Source organism: Streptomyces sp. NPDC058401, assembly GCF_042722885.1.
Taxonomy (GTDB): domain Bacteria; phylum Actinomycetota; class Actinomycetes; order Streptomycetales; family Streptomycetaceae; genus Streptomyces.
Genome location: NZ_JBHXKA010000065.1, coordinates 1 through 15,747 on the forward strand (window position 1 = coordinate 1; position 15,747 = coordinate 15,747).

The 15,747-nt window shown below is 71.6% G+C and carries 12 protein-coding genes; 6 read left to right on the top strand and 6 right to left on the bottom strand.

Going from position 1 to position 15,747, the window contains the following annotated elements; genetic code table 11:
* Nucleotides 1-301: 301 nt before the first annotated feature.
* A complete protein-coding gene (locus ACFWNV_RS23285; RefSeq protein ID WP_383950247.1) occupies nucleotides 302-1,294 on the bottom strand; it encodes a helix-turn-helix transcriptional regulator in 993 nt (330 codons plus the stop codon).
* Between the two features lie 175 nt (nucleotides 1,295-1,469).
* Between ACFWNV_RS23285 and ACFWNV_RS23290 the strand changes: the two genes are divergently transcribed.
* On the top strand, nucleotides 1,470-2,639 hold the full coding sequence (locus tag ACFWNV_RS23290; protein ID WP_383950250.1) for an acyl-CoA dehydrogenase family protein: 1,170 nt from the start codon (nucleotides 1,470-1,472) through the stop codon (nucleotides 2,637-2,639).
* A gap of 67 nt (nucleotides 2,640-2,706) precedes the next feature.
* On the opposite strand, the gene ACFWNV_RS23295 is transcribed toward ACFWNV_RS23290, so the two are convergent.
* Entirely contained in the window at nucleotides 2,707-3,159 is a 453-nt protein-coding gene (locus ACFWNV_RS23295) for a cell division protein SepF (RefSeq protein ID WP_214947996.1), read from the bottom strand.
* A gap of 283 nt (nucleotides 3,160-3,442) precedes the next feature.
* Here ACFWNV_RS23295 and ACFWNV_RS23300 point away from each other — a divergent pair, with 283 nt between their 5' ends.
* The 5 genes from ACFWNV_RS23300 to ACFWNV_RS23320 all read left to right on the top strand — a co-directional run bounded on the left by ACFWNV_RS23300 (nucleotide 3,443) and on the right by ACFWNV_RS23320 (nucleotide 8,472).
* Complete coding sequence (locus tag ACFWNV_RS23300; RefSeq protein WP_383950254.1) at nucleotides 3,443-4,594, top strand: DUF5685 family protein; 1,152 nt, start codon at nucleotides 3,443-3,445, stop codon at nucleotides 4,592-4,594.
* A 384-nt stretch (nucleotides 4,595-4,978) separates the two neighbouring features.
* Entirely contained in the window at nucleotides 4,979-5,863 is an 885-nt protein-coding gene (locus ACFWNV_RS23305) for a S1 family peptidase (protein WP_383950257.1), read from the top strand.
* 147 nt (nucleotides 5,864-6,010) lie between these two features.
* Entirely contained in the window at nucleotides 6,011-6,853 is an 843-nt protein-coding gene (locus ACFWNV_RS23310) for a DUF1684 domain-containing protein (protein ID WP_383950260.1), read from the top strand.
* Between the two features lie 198 nt (nucleotides 6,854-7,051).
* Entirely contained in the window at nucleotides 7,052-7,876 is an 825-nt protein-coding gene (locus tag ACFWNV_RS23315) for a S1 family peptidase (protein ID WP_383950331.1), read from the top strand.
* Between the two features lie 116 nt (nucleotides 7,877-7,992).
* Nucleotides 7,993-8,472, top strand: a complete 480-nt coding sequence (locus tag ACFWNV_RS23320; protein WP_383950263.1) for a hypothetical protein — start codon at nucleotides 7,993-7,995, stop codon at nucleotides 8,470-8,472.
* Between the two features lie 20 nt (nucleotides 8,473-8,492).
* Here ACFWNV_RS23320 and ACFWNV_RS23325 read toward each other — a convergent pair whose 3' ends face one another.
* From ACFWNV_RS23325 to ACFWNV_RS23340, 4 genes are all read right to left on the bottom strand, one after another.
* Nucleotides 8,493-9,389 carry a DUF4231 domain-containing protein gene (locus tag ACFWNV_RS23325; RefSeq protein WP_383950265.1) on the bottom strand — a complete coding sequence of 299 codons (897 nt, stop codon included), beginning with the start codon at nucleotides 9,387-9,389 and terminating at the stop codon, nucleotides 8,493-8,495.
* Nucleotides 9,390-9,480: 91 nt separating this feature from the next.
* The gene (fxsT, locus tag ACFWNV_RS23330; protein ID WP_383950268.1) at nucleotides 9,481-13,497 is read right to left on the bottom strand and encodes an FxSxx-COOH system tetratricopeptide repeat protein; all 4,017 of its coding nucleotides are present in this window, start codon (nucleotides 13,495-13,497) and stop codon (nucleotides 9,481-9,483) included.
* Nucleotides 13,481-14,911, bottom strand: coding sequence for a TIR-like protein FxsC (locus tag ACFWNV_RS23335; protein WP_383950333.1), 1,431 nt, complete (start codon nucleotides 14,909-14,911; stop codon nucleotides 13,481-13,483). The genes fxsT and ACFWNV_RS23335 overlap by 17 nt, the downstream gene beginning before the upstream one ends.
* 43 nt (nucleotides 14,912-14,954) lie before the next feature.
* Complete coding sequence (locus ACFWNV_RS23340; RefSeq protein WP_383950270.1) at nucleotides 14,955-15,689, bottom strand: aminoglycoside N(3)-acetyltransferase; 735 nt, start codon at nucleotides 15,687-15,689, stop codon at nucleotides 14,955-14,957.
* Between the last annotated feature and the right edge of the window lie 58 nt (nucleotides 15,690-15,747).

The following is a 15,747-nucleotide window of genomic DNA, read 5'->3' on the forward strand; positions in this document are numbered from 1 at the left end:
CGCGCACCCACGGCGGGCCCCGGTCGACGACCGGGGCCCGCCGTTGCGCGTCCCGGACCGGGCGCGGGCCTTTCGCCGCCGGGCCCGGCCGCGAAAGCCCCGGAACGTCAGCGTCGCGCCCGGACGTTCCTCCATACCGGGTCACGCTTGTGTCACGGATTGTCGACAGTCCGCCACGGCGGAGTTCGTCCGTACCTTTTATTTCCCGCCCCGCGACACGCCCGGGGCGAATTCTGTTTCGAATTACTCCGGAACTCCCCGGAATTGTGGGCGCAGTGCACTCCGGGCGCCCTCCGCTTCCTCACAAATCCTTCACTTCCGCGGCGGGTTCACGCGGTTCCAGAGACCTGCCGAGCCGATCTCGCGCGGCCCGGATCCGATCCGTCAGCTCGGCCGGCTCGACGACCTCGAACTCACAGCCGATCATCATGAGGTGAATCACGAGGACATCGAGGCTGACCGCCCCGGTGCGCAGGATGCAGCTCCGCTCGTCGAGCGGTTCCAGGGTCCCGTCGGCCGGCCCGACGATCCGGGCCGCCTCCTCCTCGGGCACCCGCAGCCGGACGACCGCGCGGGCCGCGTACACCCGCTGGGAGATGCCCCGGGAGACGTACGCGGCGAGGTCCTCGGCCGGCGGCGGGCGCGGGGTGAAGCGCGGTCCGTGCGGGGGCCTGGGCTCGATCCGGTCCACCCGGAAGGTCCGCCAGTCCTCCCGGTCCAGGTCCCAGGCGACGAGGTACCAGCGGCGCTCGCTGCACACCAGCCGGTGCGGTTCGACGGTCCTGCGGGTGACGCTGCCCCCGTGGTCCCGGTACCCGAAGCGCAGCCGCTCGGCGTCGCGGCAGACGCCGGCCAGCTCCGTCAGCACGGAGGGGTCGATGGTGGCCGCACCCGCCCCGCGGAGCATGGGCACGGTGAACCGGTTCAGTGCGGACACCCGGGCCCGCAGCCGTGACGGCAGGACCTGCTCCAGCTTCGCCAGCGCCCGTACGGAGGCCTCGCCGATGCCCTCCACGCCGTTCCCGGCGGCGGTCCGCAGCCCCACGGCCACCGCGACGGCCTCGTCGTCGTCGAGGAGCAGGGGCGGCAGCTCGGCACCGGCCCCCAGCTGGTAGCCGCCGCCGGTGCCCGGACTGGCGTTCACGGGGTAACCGAGCTCCCGCAGCCGGTCCACGTCGCGGCGCACGGTCCGCGGCGTGACGCCGAGCCGGCCGGCCAGATCGGCCCCGGTCCATTCCCGGTGGGCCTGCAACAGGGACAACAGGCGCAGCAGCCGCGCGGAGGTATCGAGCATGTCCGCAGTCTGCCCGCCGGGCCGGGGGTCCCGGGACCGGGAACCGGGCGCTGGTCCCGGGCGCAGGTCCCGCGCACAGGACCGGAGTCACACCGGAAGCGGGTGGACCGGGGACCGCCGGACCGACAAACTTGCGGCGCTAGGTTTTTGTGATCCCGGCTCGCCAGGAGGCGCAGTGTCCTTCGTTCCCACCGACCCGCTCGGGCTCGACGAACTCCTCACGCCCGAGGACCTCGCGATCCGGGACACCGTCCGCGGCTGGGCCGCCGACCGGATCCTGCCGAACATCGCCGAGTGGTACGAGAACGGCGAGCTGCCCGGCATCCGCGAGATCGCCAAGGAGCTCGGCGCCCTCGGCGCCCTCGGGATGTCGCTCCAGGGATACGGCTGCGCCGGCGCGAGCGCCGTCCAGTACGGGCTCGCCTGCCTGGAACTGGAGGCCGCCGACTCCGGGATCCGCTCCCTGGTCTCCGTACAGGGTTCGCTCGCGATGTACGCGATCTGGAAGTACGGCTCCGAGGAGCAGAAGCAGCGGTGGCTGCCCGGCATGGCCGCGGGCGAGCTCATCGGCTGCTTCGGGCTGACCGAGCCGGACGTCGGCTCGGACCCCGGCGCGATGCGCACCCACGCCAAGCGGGACGGCTCGGACTGGGTCCTCAACGGCCGCAAGATGTGGATCACCAACGGCTCGGTGGCCGCCGTGGCCGTGGTCTGGGCGCAGACCGAGGAGGGGATCCGCGGGTTCGCCGTCCCCACGGACAGCGCCGGCTTCTCCGCCCCGGAGATCAAGCACAAGTGGTCCCTGCGCGCCTCGGTGACCAGCGAGCTGGTCATGGACGACGTACGGCTGCCCGCCGACGCGGTGCTTCCGGGCGTCACCGGACTCAAGGGGCCGCTCGGCTGTCTCAGCCACGCGCGGTACGGGATCGTCTGGGGATCCATGGGCGCGGCGCGCGCCAGCTTCGAGTCGGCGCTCGCTTACGCCAAGACGCGCGAGCAGTTCGGCAGGCCCATCGGCGGCTTCCAGCTCACCCAGGCCAAGCTCGCGGACATGGCACTGGAACTCCACAAGGGGATCCTGCTCGCCCACCACCTGGGGCGGCGGATGGACGCGGGAACCCTGCGGCCGGAGCAGATCAGCTTCGGCAAGCTCAACAACGTCCGCGAGGCCATCGAGATCTGTCGCACCGCGCGGACGATCCTCGGTGCCAACGGGATCTCCCTCGAATACCCCGTCATGCGGCACGCCACCAACCTCGAATCGGTCCTCACCTACGAGGGCACCGTCGAGATGCACCAGCTCGTCCTGGGCAAGGCGCTCACCGGGCTCGACGCCTTCCGCTAGGCCCGCGCGGGGCCCGCTGGATGCCGGGAGGGCCGGAAGGAACCGTAAGGAACCGGTGAGGCCTTGCTCAGCTCTGGTTGAAGAAGTCGCGCGAGCGGCCGCCGGACTCGCCGCTCACGATCTGGGTGTCGGCCGGGGTCAGCAGGAAGACCCTGGTCGCCACCCGCTCGATCGAACCGCGCAGACCGAAGGTCAGACCGGCCGCGAAGTCGACCACGCGCTTCGCGTCGCCCGGGTCCATCGACGACAGGTTCACGATGACCGGAACACCGTCGCGGAACAGCTCGCCGATGCCGCGGGCGTCGCGGAAGCCGTCCGGGGTGACCGTCGCGATGCGGCGGCCCTGCTCGACGGCGGACTCCGACGCCACCTTGACGCGCGGGTCCGTGACCCACTGCTCGCCGGGGCCGACCACCGAGCCTCCCTGCGGAGCCTCCGCGTAGTCGTCGTCGTAGTAACGCTCGTCGTCGCTGTCCTCTACGAGACCCAGCCAGGCACTCGCCTTGCGCACCGAACCCATGGACGCCTCCTTTCATCGCGGTCAGTTCTGTCTTGTCTTCCGCGTCCCTATCGTCGTCCATGATGCTGACAACGCGCCAAGTGGATAGTCGCCGCGCAGGGGTTTCGTGACGGTACTGGTGCAGAACATCCGTTGCACGGTCAAGGATCCCAGCGGCTACCGCTGCTGTCTGAGTGAAAATACGACCAGTGCATCCGTACGGGTGAGGGACGGGGGCGTACGGGTGACGGCCGGTCTCGCTACCATGCCCGTCAGCACGCGTATGACACACGGGGGAATCGTTTTGTTCGGCATCGTCAGACCCTGCACGCACCGCCTCGGGGAACGGTTCAAGACGGAGTGGATGGCCCATCTCTGCGGGCTGTGCCTGGCACTTCGGGGCGACCACGGCCAGTTCGCGAGGATCGTCACCAACTACGACGGGCTGCTCGTCTCCGTTCTGACGGAGGCTCAGTCGGGTCCCGCCCCGGGCTCCCGGCGCACCGCCGGCCCCTGTCCACTGCGCGGGATGCGCACCGCGGCCGTGGCCAACGGCGAGGGTGCGCGGCTCGCCGCCGCCGTCTCGCTGGTCCTGGCCTCCGCGAAGGTGCGCGACCACGTGGCCGACCGGGACGGCCTGTTGGCCCGCGCCCCGATCGCCCTCGCGGCGCGCCGGGTGGCCCGGGGCTGGGACCGGGCGGGCGCCCGTACCGGCGCCTCGCTCGGCTTCGACACGGCGGTGCTCGTCGACGCCGTGGACCGGCAGGCGGGCATCGAGACCCTGGCCGGAGCCGGCACGCCGGTGCTGGTGGTGACCGAGCCGACCGAGACGGCCACGGCCGCCGCCTTCGCCCATACCGCGACCCTCGCCGGACGGCCAGGCAACGCCCCCGCGCTCGCCGAGGCGGGCCGCTACTTCGGGCGGCTCGCCCACCTGCTGGACGCCGTCGAGGACCAGGCCGCGGACGCGGCGGCGGGTGCCTGGAACCCGCTGACCGCCACCGGGACCCCCCGGGCCGAGGCGCGCAGGCTGTGCGACGACGCGCTGCGCGGGATCCGGCTGGCGCTGCGGGAGGTGGAGTTCGCCGACGCGGGGCTCGCCCACCGGCTGCTCGTGCACGAGCTGCGCACCTCGGTGGACCGCGCCTTCGGCACCGCCGGCTGCTCCCACACGGCGACGGCCCCGGCTCCCGAGGGCTCCTTCGGGCCGCCCCCGGTGGACTTCGGCCCGCCCCCGGCGCCCCCGCGCAAGCCGCGCCGCGACCTGCTGCCGGGCTGCGCGGTGGCCCTCGGGCTCTTCTGCACCTGCCAGCTGTGCTGCACGGAGCACGAGGGCCCGTGGTCCCGGGAGCGGAAGGACCCGTGGTGCGATGCCGGTGACTGCTGCGACGGCTGTGACTGCTGCGGTGACTGCGGGTGCGGTGACTGCTGCTGCTGTCCCTGCGACGGCTGCTGAGGACGTCCGGGCTCCGCTTCGGCTCCGGCTCGGCTTCGGATTGGTTCCGGCTTGGCGCGGGCTTGGAGCGGGCTTGGTCCGGTCTCCCGCGCCCTCGATCCGGCAGGGCGATTTCCAGCCGTTCCGGAACTCGGTGTGCGGCGGGCGACAGCGCGGCCTGGGCTGCGGCAAGGGAGCGCTTCGGCCGAGGAGGTAGACGCGGAGCGGACAGTGGCTTGAACCAGCCCTTGCCCCGCGCGCCTCTCGCCGGAAAACCTTCGATAGCATTTACGGGGTTTGTCAGGGGCACGGCGAACGGCGATCTGCCGGCCGCGGCTCCTGGCGACTGCACAAGCTCGGGCACCGCACCTGCCCGGGCTTCGATTTCCTTCGGGAGGACAATAAGTGACGATCAAGCGCATCTTCCGTTCCCGGCTCTTCGCCGCGGCCGTCGGTCTGACCGCCGTGGCCACCCTCGCGGGTCCCGCGACGGCGGCAGAGGCCCCGAGCGGCAGCAGCGTCACCGCCGAGCGCCTCGCCGCGGCGGATGCCTCGCTCCTGCGAGCCGACGTCCCCGGCACCGCATGGGCCGCGGACCCGGCCACGGGGACCCTCGTGGTGACCGCGGACTCCACCGTCTCGGACGCGAACATAGAGAAGATCAAGAAGGAGGCCGGGGCGAACGCCTCGGCGGTGCGCATCGAGCGGACCCACGGCAAGCTGTCGATGCTGACCAGCGGAGGGGACGGCATCTGGACCACCTCGTGGCGCTGCTCCCTCGGCTTCAACGTGCACAAGGGCAGCACGTACTACGTCCTGACCGCGGGTCACTGCGTCAAGGGTGCCGGTACCTGGTACACCAACGCGTCGCGTTCCACGAAGATCGGCGCGAACGTCGGCGCCAGCTTCCCGGGCAACGACTACGGGCTGGTCCGCTACGACAACAAGGCCCTCAAGCACTCGGGCAGCGTCGGCAGCCAGGACATCAAGACCGCCATCAACGCCACGGTGGGCCTGAGCGTGAAGCGCCGCGGCAACACCACCGGCACGCACGGCGGCAAGGTGACCGGCCTGAACTGGACCGTGCACTACACCAGCGGTGAGACCGTCAAGGGTCTGATCAAGACCAACGTCTGCGCCGAGCCCGGCGACAGCGGCGGCCCGCTCTACTCGGGTACCCGCGCGGTCGGCCTCACCTCCGGCGGCAGCGGCGACTGCAAGGCGGGTGGCACCACCTACTTCCAGCCCGTCAAGGAAGCGCTGGCCCGCTGGGGCGTCAGCGTGTACTAAACCCACACGCACCCTGCTTCACCGTTGATCGCTGGACCCCCTCCCGCCTGCCGGGTGGGGGTCCAGTGCGTTGGGGCATGCGTGCGTTCGTGGCCATTCCCGAGCCTTGCGGTTCTCGGCCGGGCCGGTGTGGAAGGGTTGAGCGGCATGAGCGCTGACGCAGCCGACACCGGCGACACCGATGATGCGGAAGATCCGACCACCGCCTGGAAGCAGTGGCACGAGCACCGGGTGGCCACCGCGTCCGCCCCCTACGGGCCGCTCGCACTGACCGGCACCTACTGGCTCGCCGACTACCCGGAAGGTCGAATTCCGGCCGTTCCGGGGCTTTGGCGGGCCACCGGCGGAGGCGTGAGTCTGACCGCGGGGCCGCAGGACGGGATCACCCTGGGCGGCGAGCCCCTCGCCGGCGCCGCCGTGCTGGCCGCCGACGAGAGCCCGCCCTCGCGCTCCCGGCTCGCCGCCGGGGAGGTGCGGCTCGTCGTGATCCGGCGCGAAGGGGAATGGGCGGTACGGGTGTTCGACCCGGCCGCGCCGGGCCGCGCGGCCTTCACCGGGATCGAGGCCACCCCGTACGACCCGGCGTACGCGGTGCCGGGGCAGTTCACCCCGTACGGGCAGGAGCGGACCGTCCAGGTCGAGAACGTCGACGGGCGGGCGCGCGGGCTCGGCCTGGGCGGCGAGCTGAGCTTCGTCTTCGCCGGGGACCGGCACACGCTGCGGGTCGCGGTGGACGAGGAGGACGGCAGTCTGTGGGCGGTCATCGGCGATGCCACCGGCGGCCGTTCGAGCTACCGGTTCCGGTTCCTGAAGCCCGGAACGCCCGCCGCGGACGGCTCCGTCACCGTGGACCTCAACCGGGTCCAGCTCCCGCCGTGCGCCTTCGCGGACCACTTCGTCTGCCCCTTCCCGCCGCCCGGCAACACCCTGCCCTTCGAGCTCTCGGCGGGCGAGCGGCGGCTGAAAGGCGCCCTTGCTAGCGGTATCTGACACCAGGAGACTCCCGTCAGCGTCTCTCGGGGCTTGTCAGGGGCACGTCGAACGGCATCGCGTCCGTCGTGCCCCCGGCCGCCCTCCACGGGCTCCGGCACCACCCCACCCCGCCGGGCCTCCGACCCCCACTCGGGAGGACGACAAGTGACGATCAAGAGCATCATCCGTTCCCGGCTCTTCGCCGTGGCCACCGGCATGGCCGCCGTGGCCGCCCTCGCGGCCCCCACGGCCGCGCACGCCGACGGCGGGTTCAGCGCCGACCGGCTCGCCTCCGCCGGGGCCTCGGTCCTGCGCGCCGACGTGGCCGGCACCGCCTGGCACACCGACCCCGCCACCGGCACCCTCGTGGTCACCGCCGACTCCACCGTCTCGGCGGCCGACATCGCCCGGATCCGCAGCGAGGCCGGAACGAACGCGGCCGCCCTGCGCATCGAGCGCACCCCCGGCAAGCTGCGCAAGCTCGTCTCCGGCGGCGACGCCATCTACGCCACCAGCTGGCGCTGTTCGGCCGGCTTCAACGTGCGCAGCGGATCCACGTACTACATCCTGACCGCCGGCCACTGCACCGACGGCGCGGGCACCTGGTGGACCAACTCCTCGCACACCACCGTCATCGGGTCCACCGTCGGCTCCAGCTTCCCGACCAATGACTACGGCCTGATCAAGTACGCCTCCAACTCCCCGGTGCCGCCCGGCACCGTCGGCAGCCAGGACATCACCAGCGCCATCAACGCCACCAACGGTCTGGCCGTCACCCGCCGCGGCTCCACCACCGGCATCCACAGCGGCTCGGTGACCGGCCTCAACGCCACCGTGAACTACGGCGGCGGCGACGTCGTCTACGGGATGATCCGGACCAACGTCTGCGCCGAGCCCGGCGACAGCGGCGGCCCGCTCTACTCGGGCACCCGCGCGGTCGGCCTCACCTCGGGCGGCAGCGGCAACTGCTCCTCGGGCGGCACCACGTTCTTCCAGCCCGTCGTCGAGGCGCTCAACGCGTACGGCGTGAGCGTCTACTAGCCCTCGCCCGGGGCCGCACCACGGACCCGTGCGCCCCCGCCGCACCCCTGGACGTCCTCCCGCCTTCTGGGAGGATGTCCAGGGCGTTCGTGTCCACGGGGGGAGCGGGTTTCTGCATGAAGCGAATCGGCGTGACCGGGCACCGGTCGATCCCGAACGAGCTGCTCGGCCATGTGGAAGACGGTCTGCGGGCCGTACTGGGCGGCCACGAGGGGCCGTTGGAGGCCCTCTCCAGCCTCGCCGAGGGTGCGGACCAGCTGTTCGCCGCCATCGCCCTGGAATACGGCGCCGACCTCACCGTGGTCATCCCCAGCGGGGACTACGAGGAGGGCTTCGAGGACACCGGCGCCCTGGACCGGTACCTGGGGCTCAAGCGCCGGGCCGCGCAGGAGGTCCGCATGGACTTCGCCCGCTCCACCGACGAGGCCTACTACGCGGCCGGCACCTACATCGCCGATTCCTGCGACCGCCTCGTCGCCGTCTGGGACGGCCTGCCCGCCCGCGGGCACGGCGGCACCGCCGAGATCGTCGCCTACGCCCGCGCGCTCGGCAAGCCCGTCACCGTGATCTGGCGGGAGGGCGTGGCCCGGGACTGAAGCCACGCCCGCCCGGTCCGTCAACTGCTGTGCCGGGCAAGCCAGTCCGTGTGCTGCGGGGACACGTACCGCTCGGTCTCGTAGACCGACGTCGGCCACTGCGTCTCGGTGATCGTCGTCTGCATCACGACCATCATCGCGGAGAGGTCCTGCTCGATCAGCGTGTGCGCCTCGATCAGCGGATGGTGGCGCCGCACCTCGTTCCAGGCGATGCCGGCCGTCGCCGCCGCGCTCAGCAGCCCGGTCAGCGCCGGCCCCGGACCCGAACCGAACGCCCCGAAGAGGGCGAACAGCAGTGCCAGCAGGGTCAGCAGCACGATCGACCACGACCACAGGGCCGTGGCCCGCCGGGACACCTCCGTCTTGCGCTGGTACCAGTTGCGCTGCTCGATCAGCCGGTCACGGACGTACGTCTCCCTGCGGACCTGGTAGTCCAGCCCCCGCAGCCGGAACATCGCACCGGTGATCTCCCCGCCGTCGGGCACCAGCCCGGCGGTCCGCGGATCCTCCCAGCCCATCTTCCGCAGTTCGTTCAGTCCCGCCTCCAGCCGGGTCCGGTACGTCTCCTCGACGCCCGGGACATCGCTGCCGAAGGGCGCGCCGTGGACGGCGTACCGCCAGGCCAGCGATTTGATGAACTCCGCGGCGCTGCGGTTGAGCTGCCACTGCGGGCGGGCCCGGCGCCGGGTGGCCCGTACGCCCACGCCCAGCACCGCGGCGTACGCGAGCACGCTGAGGAGCCCGGACAGGTAGGCGGAGCCGATCTTCGGCCCCTCGGGCAGGGCGGCGATCGCGGCGGCCACGACGAGCAGCATCAGCTGGGCGCGGGTGGCCTGGGTGGACTCCCGCTGCCGGGAGATCGCCGCCTGGTCGGTGTGGTGGAAGAGGGCCGGCAGGTCCTCGTTGCGAAAGGTCATGCTGTCACTCACAGCGAACCCCCCAGTCTGCTGTTCGTCCGTGGATCGGGGAGGTGCGGGGGCGGCTCCCGGCGGGAGCCGCCCCCGCGGGTCACACCGCAAGCGGCTCCAGGTCCCGGTGGACCCGGCGCTCGTCGCGGGCGTACCGCGTCAGCCCGTGGTCCTCGCCGAGCAGCCGGGTCAGCTCGGCGACCGCCTCGGCCCGGACCCGGTTCGCCTCCTCCTTGCGGCCCATCATGTCCAGGCTGACCGCCATGTTGGAGGAGCTGGCCAGGGTCTCCGGATGGTGCACGCCCAGCGCCTCGCGCAGCCGCATCACCGAGATCCGCTCCAGCTCCAGGGCGCCCTCCGGATCGCCGAGGTCGGCCCGGGCGTTGGCCAGGTTGAGGTTGGCGAAGATGGTGTGCGGGTGGTTGTCGCCCAGCACCTCGCGCATGTGCCGGATGGTCTGGCGCAGCAGCGGGTCGGCGGTGTCCGCCGCCCCCGTGCCCCAGTGGAACACCGCGAGGTTGTTGACCGCGGCCAGGGTGTACGGATGCCGCTCGCCCGGCACCTTCACGTACTCGTCCACCACCTCCTGGGCCAGGTCCCGCGCCGCGCCCGGGTCCCCGGTCGCGAACAGGTCGGCGGCCAGGTTCAGTTCGCAGGCCAGGAGGTCCGGGTTGACCGAGGTGTACTTGGCCCGGTACCGGTTGCGGGTCGCCGTCGTCAGCCGCAGCGCGTCCTCCACGTCACCCGCCCTGCGCAGCGAGACCGCGAGGTTCTTGGCCGCCGACAGGGTGCCGGGGAAGGCCCGGCCCAGGGTCCGCTTGTAGATCTCGTACGTCCGGCTCAGCAGCTGCACCGAGTCGTCGTACCGGCCCACCTCGCGCAGGTCGCGCGCCAGGTTCTGCGCCGAGGACAGGGTGTACGGGTGGTCCGTGCCCAGCACCTCGGTGCGCCGGTCGAAGACCTCCTGGTCGATCTCCCTGGCCCGCGCGTACTGCCCGATCATGCGCAGGTTCAGCGCCAGGTTGTTCGCGGCCGCCAGGGTGCGCGGGTGGGCCTCGTGGAAGATCTGCCCGAAGCCCTCGTGCGCCGCGTTGGCCAGCTCCATCGCCTCGCCGTAGCGGCCGAGCGCCCCCAGGTCCATCGCCAGACCGCTGGTGGTCATGTACGTGTGCGGGTGCGAGACGCCCAGCGCCGCCTGCTGGCGCTCCAGCGTGCCCTCGTCCAGCTCCATCGCCTCCACGAACCGGCCCTGCGAGCGCAGGATGTTGGAGAGGTGGAAGCGCAGGTACAGGTACTGGAGGTCGTCGCCGCCCAGGGTCTCGCGCCAGGTCTCGCGCAGCTCCTCGCCCAGCGCGTACGCGGCCTTGAAGTCTCCGCGCTTCCACAGGTAGCGGACGCGGTCGATCAGCAGCCGGCGGGTCTCCGGCTCCTTGCAGAACCGGGCCTCCGACGGGGTCAGGTGCGGCCAGATGGTGTTGAACCGCGGCCAGGTCTCCGGGTTGTCTATCGGCTCGTCGTCGTCCGGCCGGGCTCCCGCGAGGATCCGGTGCACCGCGTGCCGGGCCTCGCGCTGCTCCTCCTCGGAGAGCTGCGCCCGGATCACCGCCTGCACCAGGCGGTGCACCTGGATGCTGTTGCTGACCTGGTCGACCTTGGCGAGGGCGAAGCGGCCGATCTCCCGGATGACGCGGCCGAGGACGAGCTTCTCCTGGAGGGAGGAGTCGTACGGCTTGAGGGCGTCGATCATCTCCTTGCTGTAGAGCAGGTTCGCCGAGATGGGCTCGGGTGCGAAGAAGGCGCACAGCTGGAGCAGCCGCACGGCCGCGGGGGAGCGGGACTGGAGCCGTTCTATGGAGACGTTCCAGGTGGCGGCCACCGGCTCCGGGTAGCCGGGCGGCTGGTTCAGCGCCAGCACGCGGGCGGCCTGCTGGGCCAGCTGCTCGATGTACGCGGACACCGGGGTCGCGGTCTCCGCGATCCAGGCTCCCGCCTGTTCGACGGCCAGCGGCAGGTCGCCGACGGCGACGGCCACCTGCTCCGCGTCCTCCTTGCTGAGGCCGGGGGCCCGGCGCTGGAGGTGCTCGATGGACTCCTCGCGCAGGAACACGTCCACCGGGAGGGCGTCGCCGTACTGGGACCAGGACTGGTTGCGGGAGGTGACCAGCACGTGCCCCGGGCCGCCCGGCGGGAAGTACCGCTTGAGGGTCTCGGGATCGTCCGCGTTGTCGAAGACGAGCAGCCAGCGCGAGGAGGGAACCCCGCGCCGCAGCAGGTCGATCGCTTCCTGGGAGGCGGCCGACATGTCCTCGCCGGTCTGCGCACCGAGGCGTACGGCCAGTTCCGCGAGGGCGGCGACCACGTCGTCGGTCTGCTCGGCGGAGATCCACCAGACCAGGTCGTAGTCGGCCATGAACCGGTGCACGTACTCCAGCGCCACCTGGGTCTTGCCGACGCCGCCGAGCCCGAACAGGGTCTGCGGCTGCGGCAGCACCACGGATATGCCGCCGCCGAGCTGGTCGCGCATCCGCTCCAGCACGATGGAGCGGCCGGTGAACCCGGGGTTGCGGGGCGGCGCGTTCCAGATCTTCGGGACCGTCCCGGGGAAGCGGGGGCCGGGCGCGGAGGCGCTGGCGACGGTGTCGGGCAGCGCCATCGGGCGTTCCACCGCGCGCAGCAGCGCGGTGGTGGCGTGCACCTCGTCCAGCCGGAACAGGTCCACCGGGTTGCGGTCGATGTACGGGGTCGACAGGCGTACGTCGCCCACCCGCAGCGGCACCAGCTGGCGGCGGCCCCCGGTCGGGTCCTCGGCGGCGGCCCGCTCCCACACGTCCACCGCGCGGGCGGACTTGAGGTAGGCGCTGGAGAGCAGCACCACGGTCCGCGCGGCGGTGTCGACGCTGATCCCCGTACCGCCCAGGGTGTCCCCGCCGGCGGCGGCCGGGGCCCTCTCGGCGGAGACGTCCCGGGGGACGACCCGGAAGCCGGCCCGGGTGAGCACCGATTCGATCCAGTCGGCCCACATGCGGTTCTCGGCGACGTAGGAGAGGAAGAGGTCCGCGGGCAGGGCCGGGCGGCGCCGGGTGAAGGCGTCGCGGATGCGCAGGCGCACCTCCTCGCCGATGGCGGGCATCGAGGTGACGTCGCCCTCGGTGACCACGGCGGTGAGCCGTTCGAAGGCGGAGAGCAGGGAGTTGGTGAGCCCGGCCTCGTCCCCGAAGGTGGCCAGGGTCTCCTCGTAGGCGTAGTAGGGGCGGTACGGGATCTCCACCGCGCCCCAGTAGGAGGTGAGGTCGTCCCCGATCAGGCCGTTGGGGAAGCGGTCGAACTTGATGCGGGCCAGGGCGCGGCCGGCGTCGGCCTTCTCCTTCTCGCCCTCGTCGATGCGCATCGGCACCGGATAGATCTTGATGCCGCGGTCGTTGAACCGCTCGTCGATCTGCCGGGCCACGGAGGCCGCGCCGTCGATGGACTGGTCGGACAGGGTGAAGCAGTCGACCAGGACGTCGGGCAGGTGGACCGTGCAGATGTCGGCTATGTCGGAGAGGCCGGTGCGGCTGTCGATCAGGACGTAGTCGTAGTTGCGCTTCATGTCCGCGCGTAAGGCGTCGAAGAAGAGCCCGCCGCCGAGCCGGTCGTAGAAGTTGTCCCAGTCGAAGGTCGAGACGGTCGCCGAGTACTCGCGGTTCTGCCGGCCCGCCGAGACGAAGTCGAGGGTCCCGCCGTCGGGGAACTCCCAGCCGAGGTTCTCGGGCGTGAGCGAGACGGCGTGCGGCTGGATCCGGGCGTAGTCCTTGTGCCAGTCGTCCGCGCGTTGCACCGGGCTGGTGGCCGCCCAGGCGTACTCGCTGATCAGGTCGATGACACCGGTGGTGGCGCCGAGGGTGGAGGGGTCCAGGAAGGGGTGGAAGAAGCGGTGCAGGCCGGGCGCCTCCAGGTCCCAGTCCACGGCGAGGACCCGCTTGCCGTTGGCGGCGAGGATCCAGGCGGTGTTGGCGAGCGCCATCGTGCGGCCGGTGCCGCCCTTGTACGAGTAGAAGGTGACGATGCGCCCCTCGCGGTGCTCGTCACGGCTGCCGTGCTGGGTGTCATGGCTCTGGCTGTCACGACTCGATGTCATCCGCGTCCCCCCGGTCGTTGTCGTTGGTGTCTGTGGGCCCGCCGTACCCGTCGCCCGTGGTGCCCGTGGTGCCCGCGAGGCCCGCGGTGGGCGGGAAGGGGGCCGGCGGCGGGGCCGGCGGTCCGTTCATCCCCATCGGACCGAGCAGCCGGGGCCGTTCGGTGCCGGCCACGGGGCTGCCGGCCGGCGGATAGACCTGGGCGTGTCTGAGGAACTGCTGGGCGGCGGCCTCCACCACCTGCGGCAGGATCTGCCCGAGCGTCTCCATGTTGGCCACGCCGTTGGCGGCGGCCCGGCAGGCGGCCCGGCCCTGGCTCATCTTGACGGGCATGGTGTCCTCGAGCCGGTGGGCCAACTCGCTCTCCTTCGCGCGGCTCTGGTGGTCGTACCGGTTCCACGGCACCACCACGTTGATCCACGGCCGGGACTCCTGGTCGAAGGCGGCCAGGCGCTGCCGGCGCTGTTCGTCCTCCACCGCCCACCGGTCCACGATGAGGATCTCGGGCCGGGTGGGCGGCTGTTTGGAGTCGAAGTGGCCGGCCTCGTCGTCGAACGAGCCCACCGTCGTCTGGTAGTTGAGATTGCGGACCAGGTCCTCGGCGACGTAGGCGATGGGCCGCTGGGAGACCGGGTGGTACGGGTTCCAGTCCAGCGCGCTGTCCCCGTAGTACTCGGGGCTGCGGCCCTCGGGCAGATCGTGCCGGGAGGAGGCGGCCACGGTCACGTGCAGGGTGCGGGCGGTGCTGCTGGGAGTACCGCTCGGGGGGCCGAAGGCGCTGGGCACGAGGCGGTAGTCGAGCGGCCGGATCGGATCGAGCCGGACGGTCTCGGCGACCCGGACGATCCGCTTGGCGAGTTCGTACACGGCGCTCTCGTACTGCTCGGCGTAACCCCGCAGTTTGATCAGTCCGTAAAGCCCGTCGGTGACGTACCGCTCGCCGAAGGTGTTGTGGTTGAACTGCAACCGCTCGGCGGGAAGCGGCAGTTGGGAGGGCGGTACCGGCACCCATAACGCGGGCACGATGGCCTCGGCCGGCTGATTGCTGAGCGCCACGTGGTGGATGGTGCGCTGCGCGAAGGCGAACCACTCCTTCCCGCACATTTCGCTGGCGAAGTAGCGCGGCGAGAACAGCGGGACGAAGACCCGGCAGGTGGCGAGCGCCGCCCCGAGCCGTTCCGACCAGCCCTCACCGCTGCGTATCTCCCGGTCCATGAAGCCGGCCTCGGCTCCCGCGGGCAGATTCGTCAGCGCCATGACATGACTGCAGAGATCGCGGAAAAGCCGCTCCACCCACATGTCCGGGTCCGGTCCTCCCGCCCCGAACCTCGGTGTATGCGCATAACTGAGAAAAAAGTACGGCTGCACTGATGCGGGCACACGACCCCCGTCCCGAAGATGCGAGCGAAGAAACATCATTCCGGAGCTGCTCCGCCACATCCCCTCATCGTTCAGTCAATCAGCGTCTGTTTTCGGTCATCCATTCAAGCGCGTGATCGACGGCATGCGGAAGGGCGAAGAGCATGGTCGATGCCCCGCCGATCCGCCCCCGGCGAATCCCCTCTTCGGGGAACGCCCTGCCGATCTCGGCGAAATCGCTGTCATCCAGCGCGATGTCCTCGTACGCGGTCCACCCTTCCCGCTTCGGACCTTCAGGCTGCCCCCCTGAAGACCCCGGAAGGTTCACCTTCACCACACACTCGTACATGCGCAAGGGGGGCTTCGGAATTCGATACTCCGCGAGATGGAAAGCGGTACAGACGGAAAATCCCACATTGATCATGAGTACCTCCCATCCCTCCCCGCACATCTTTCCCAGGGGTGATTCCTCGCCCAAATGGCTGGTCAGCGGATGTTCCGCACACAGTTCCCGGGAGCCTTCGCCGACCGCGGAGAAAGAGGTCTGCGGATGCCCGCTGCGGACCGCTCCCGGGGCGGTGCGCACGGCCTCGGCCAGCACCCCCATTCCGTGGCTCGGGGTGCGCTCCGGGTCGAAGGCGGGCATCCGCGCGCGGAAGGCCCGTACGTCCTCATCGGAGAGGCCCGCGATCCGGGCCAGGTGCGCCGTGGAGGTCTTGGAGTTCTGCGGGGTGAAGGCCGGCGCCGCGAGGGCGCCGTCCGGGCCGACGGCGGCCAGGAGGGCGCCGCGCAGCTCCTCGGCGCGCAGACCGGTACCACCGAGCGAGGCGTGCACCAGGAGGCGGGCGCCGGGGCGGACGCCGAGCGCGTGGAGCGGGGCGGCGGGCCCCCCC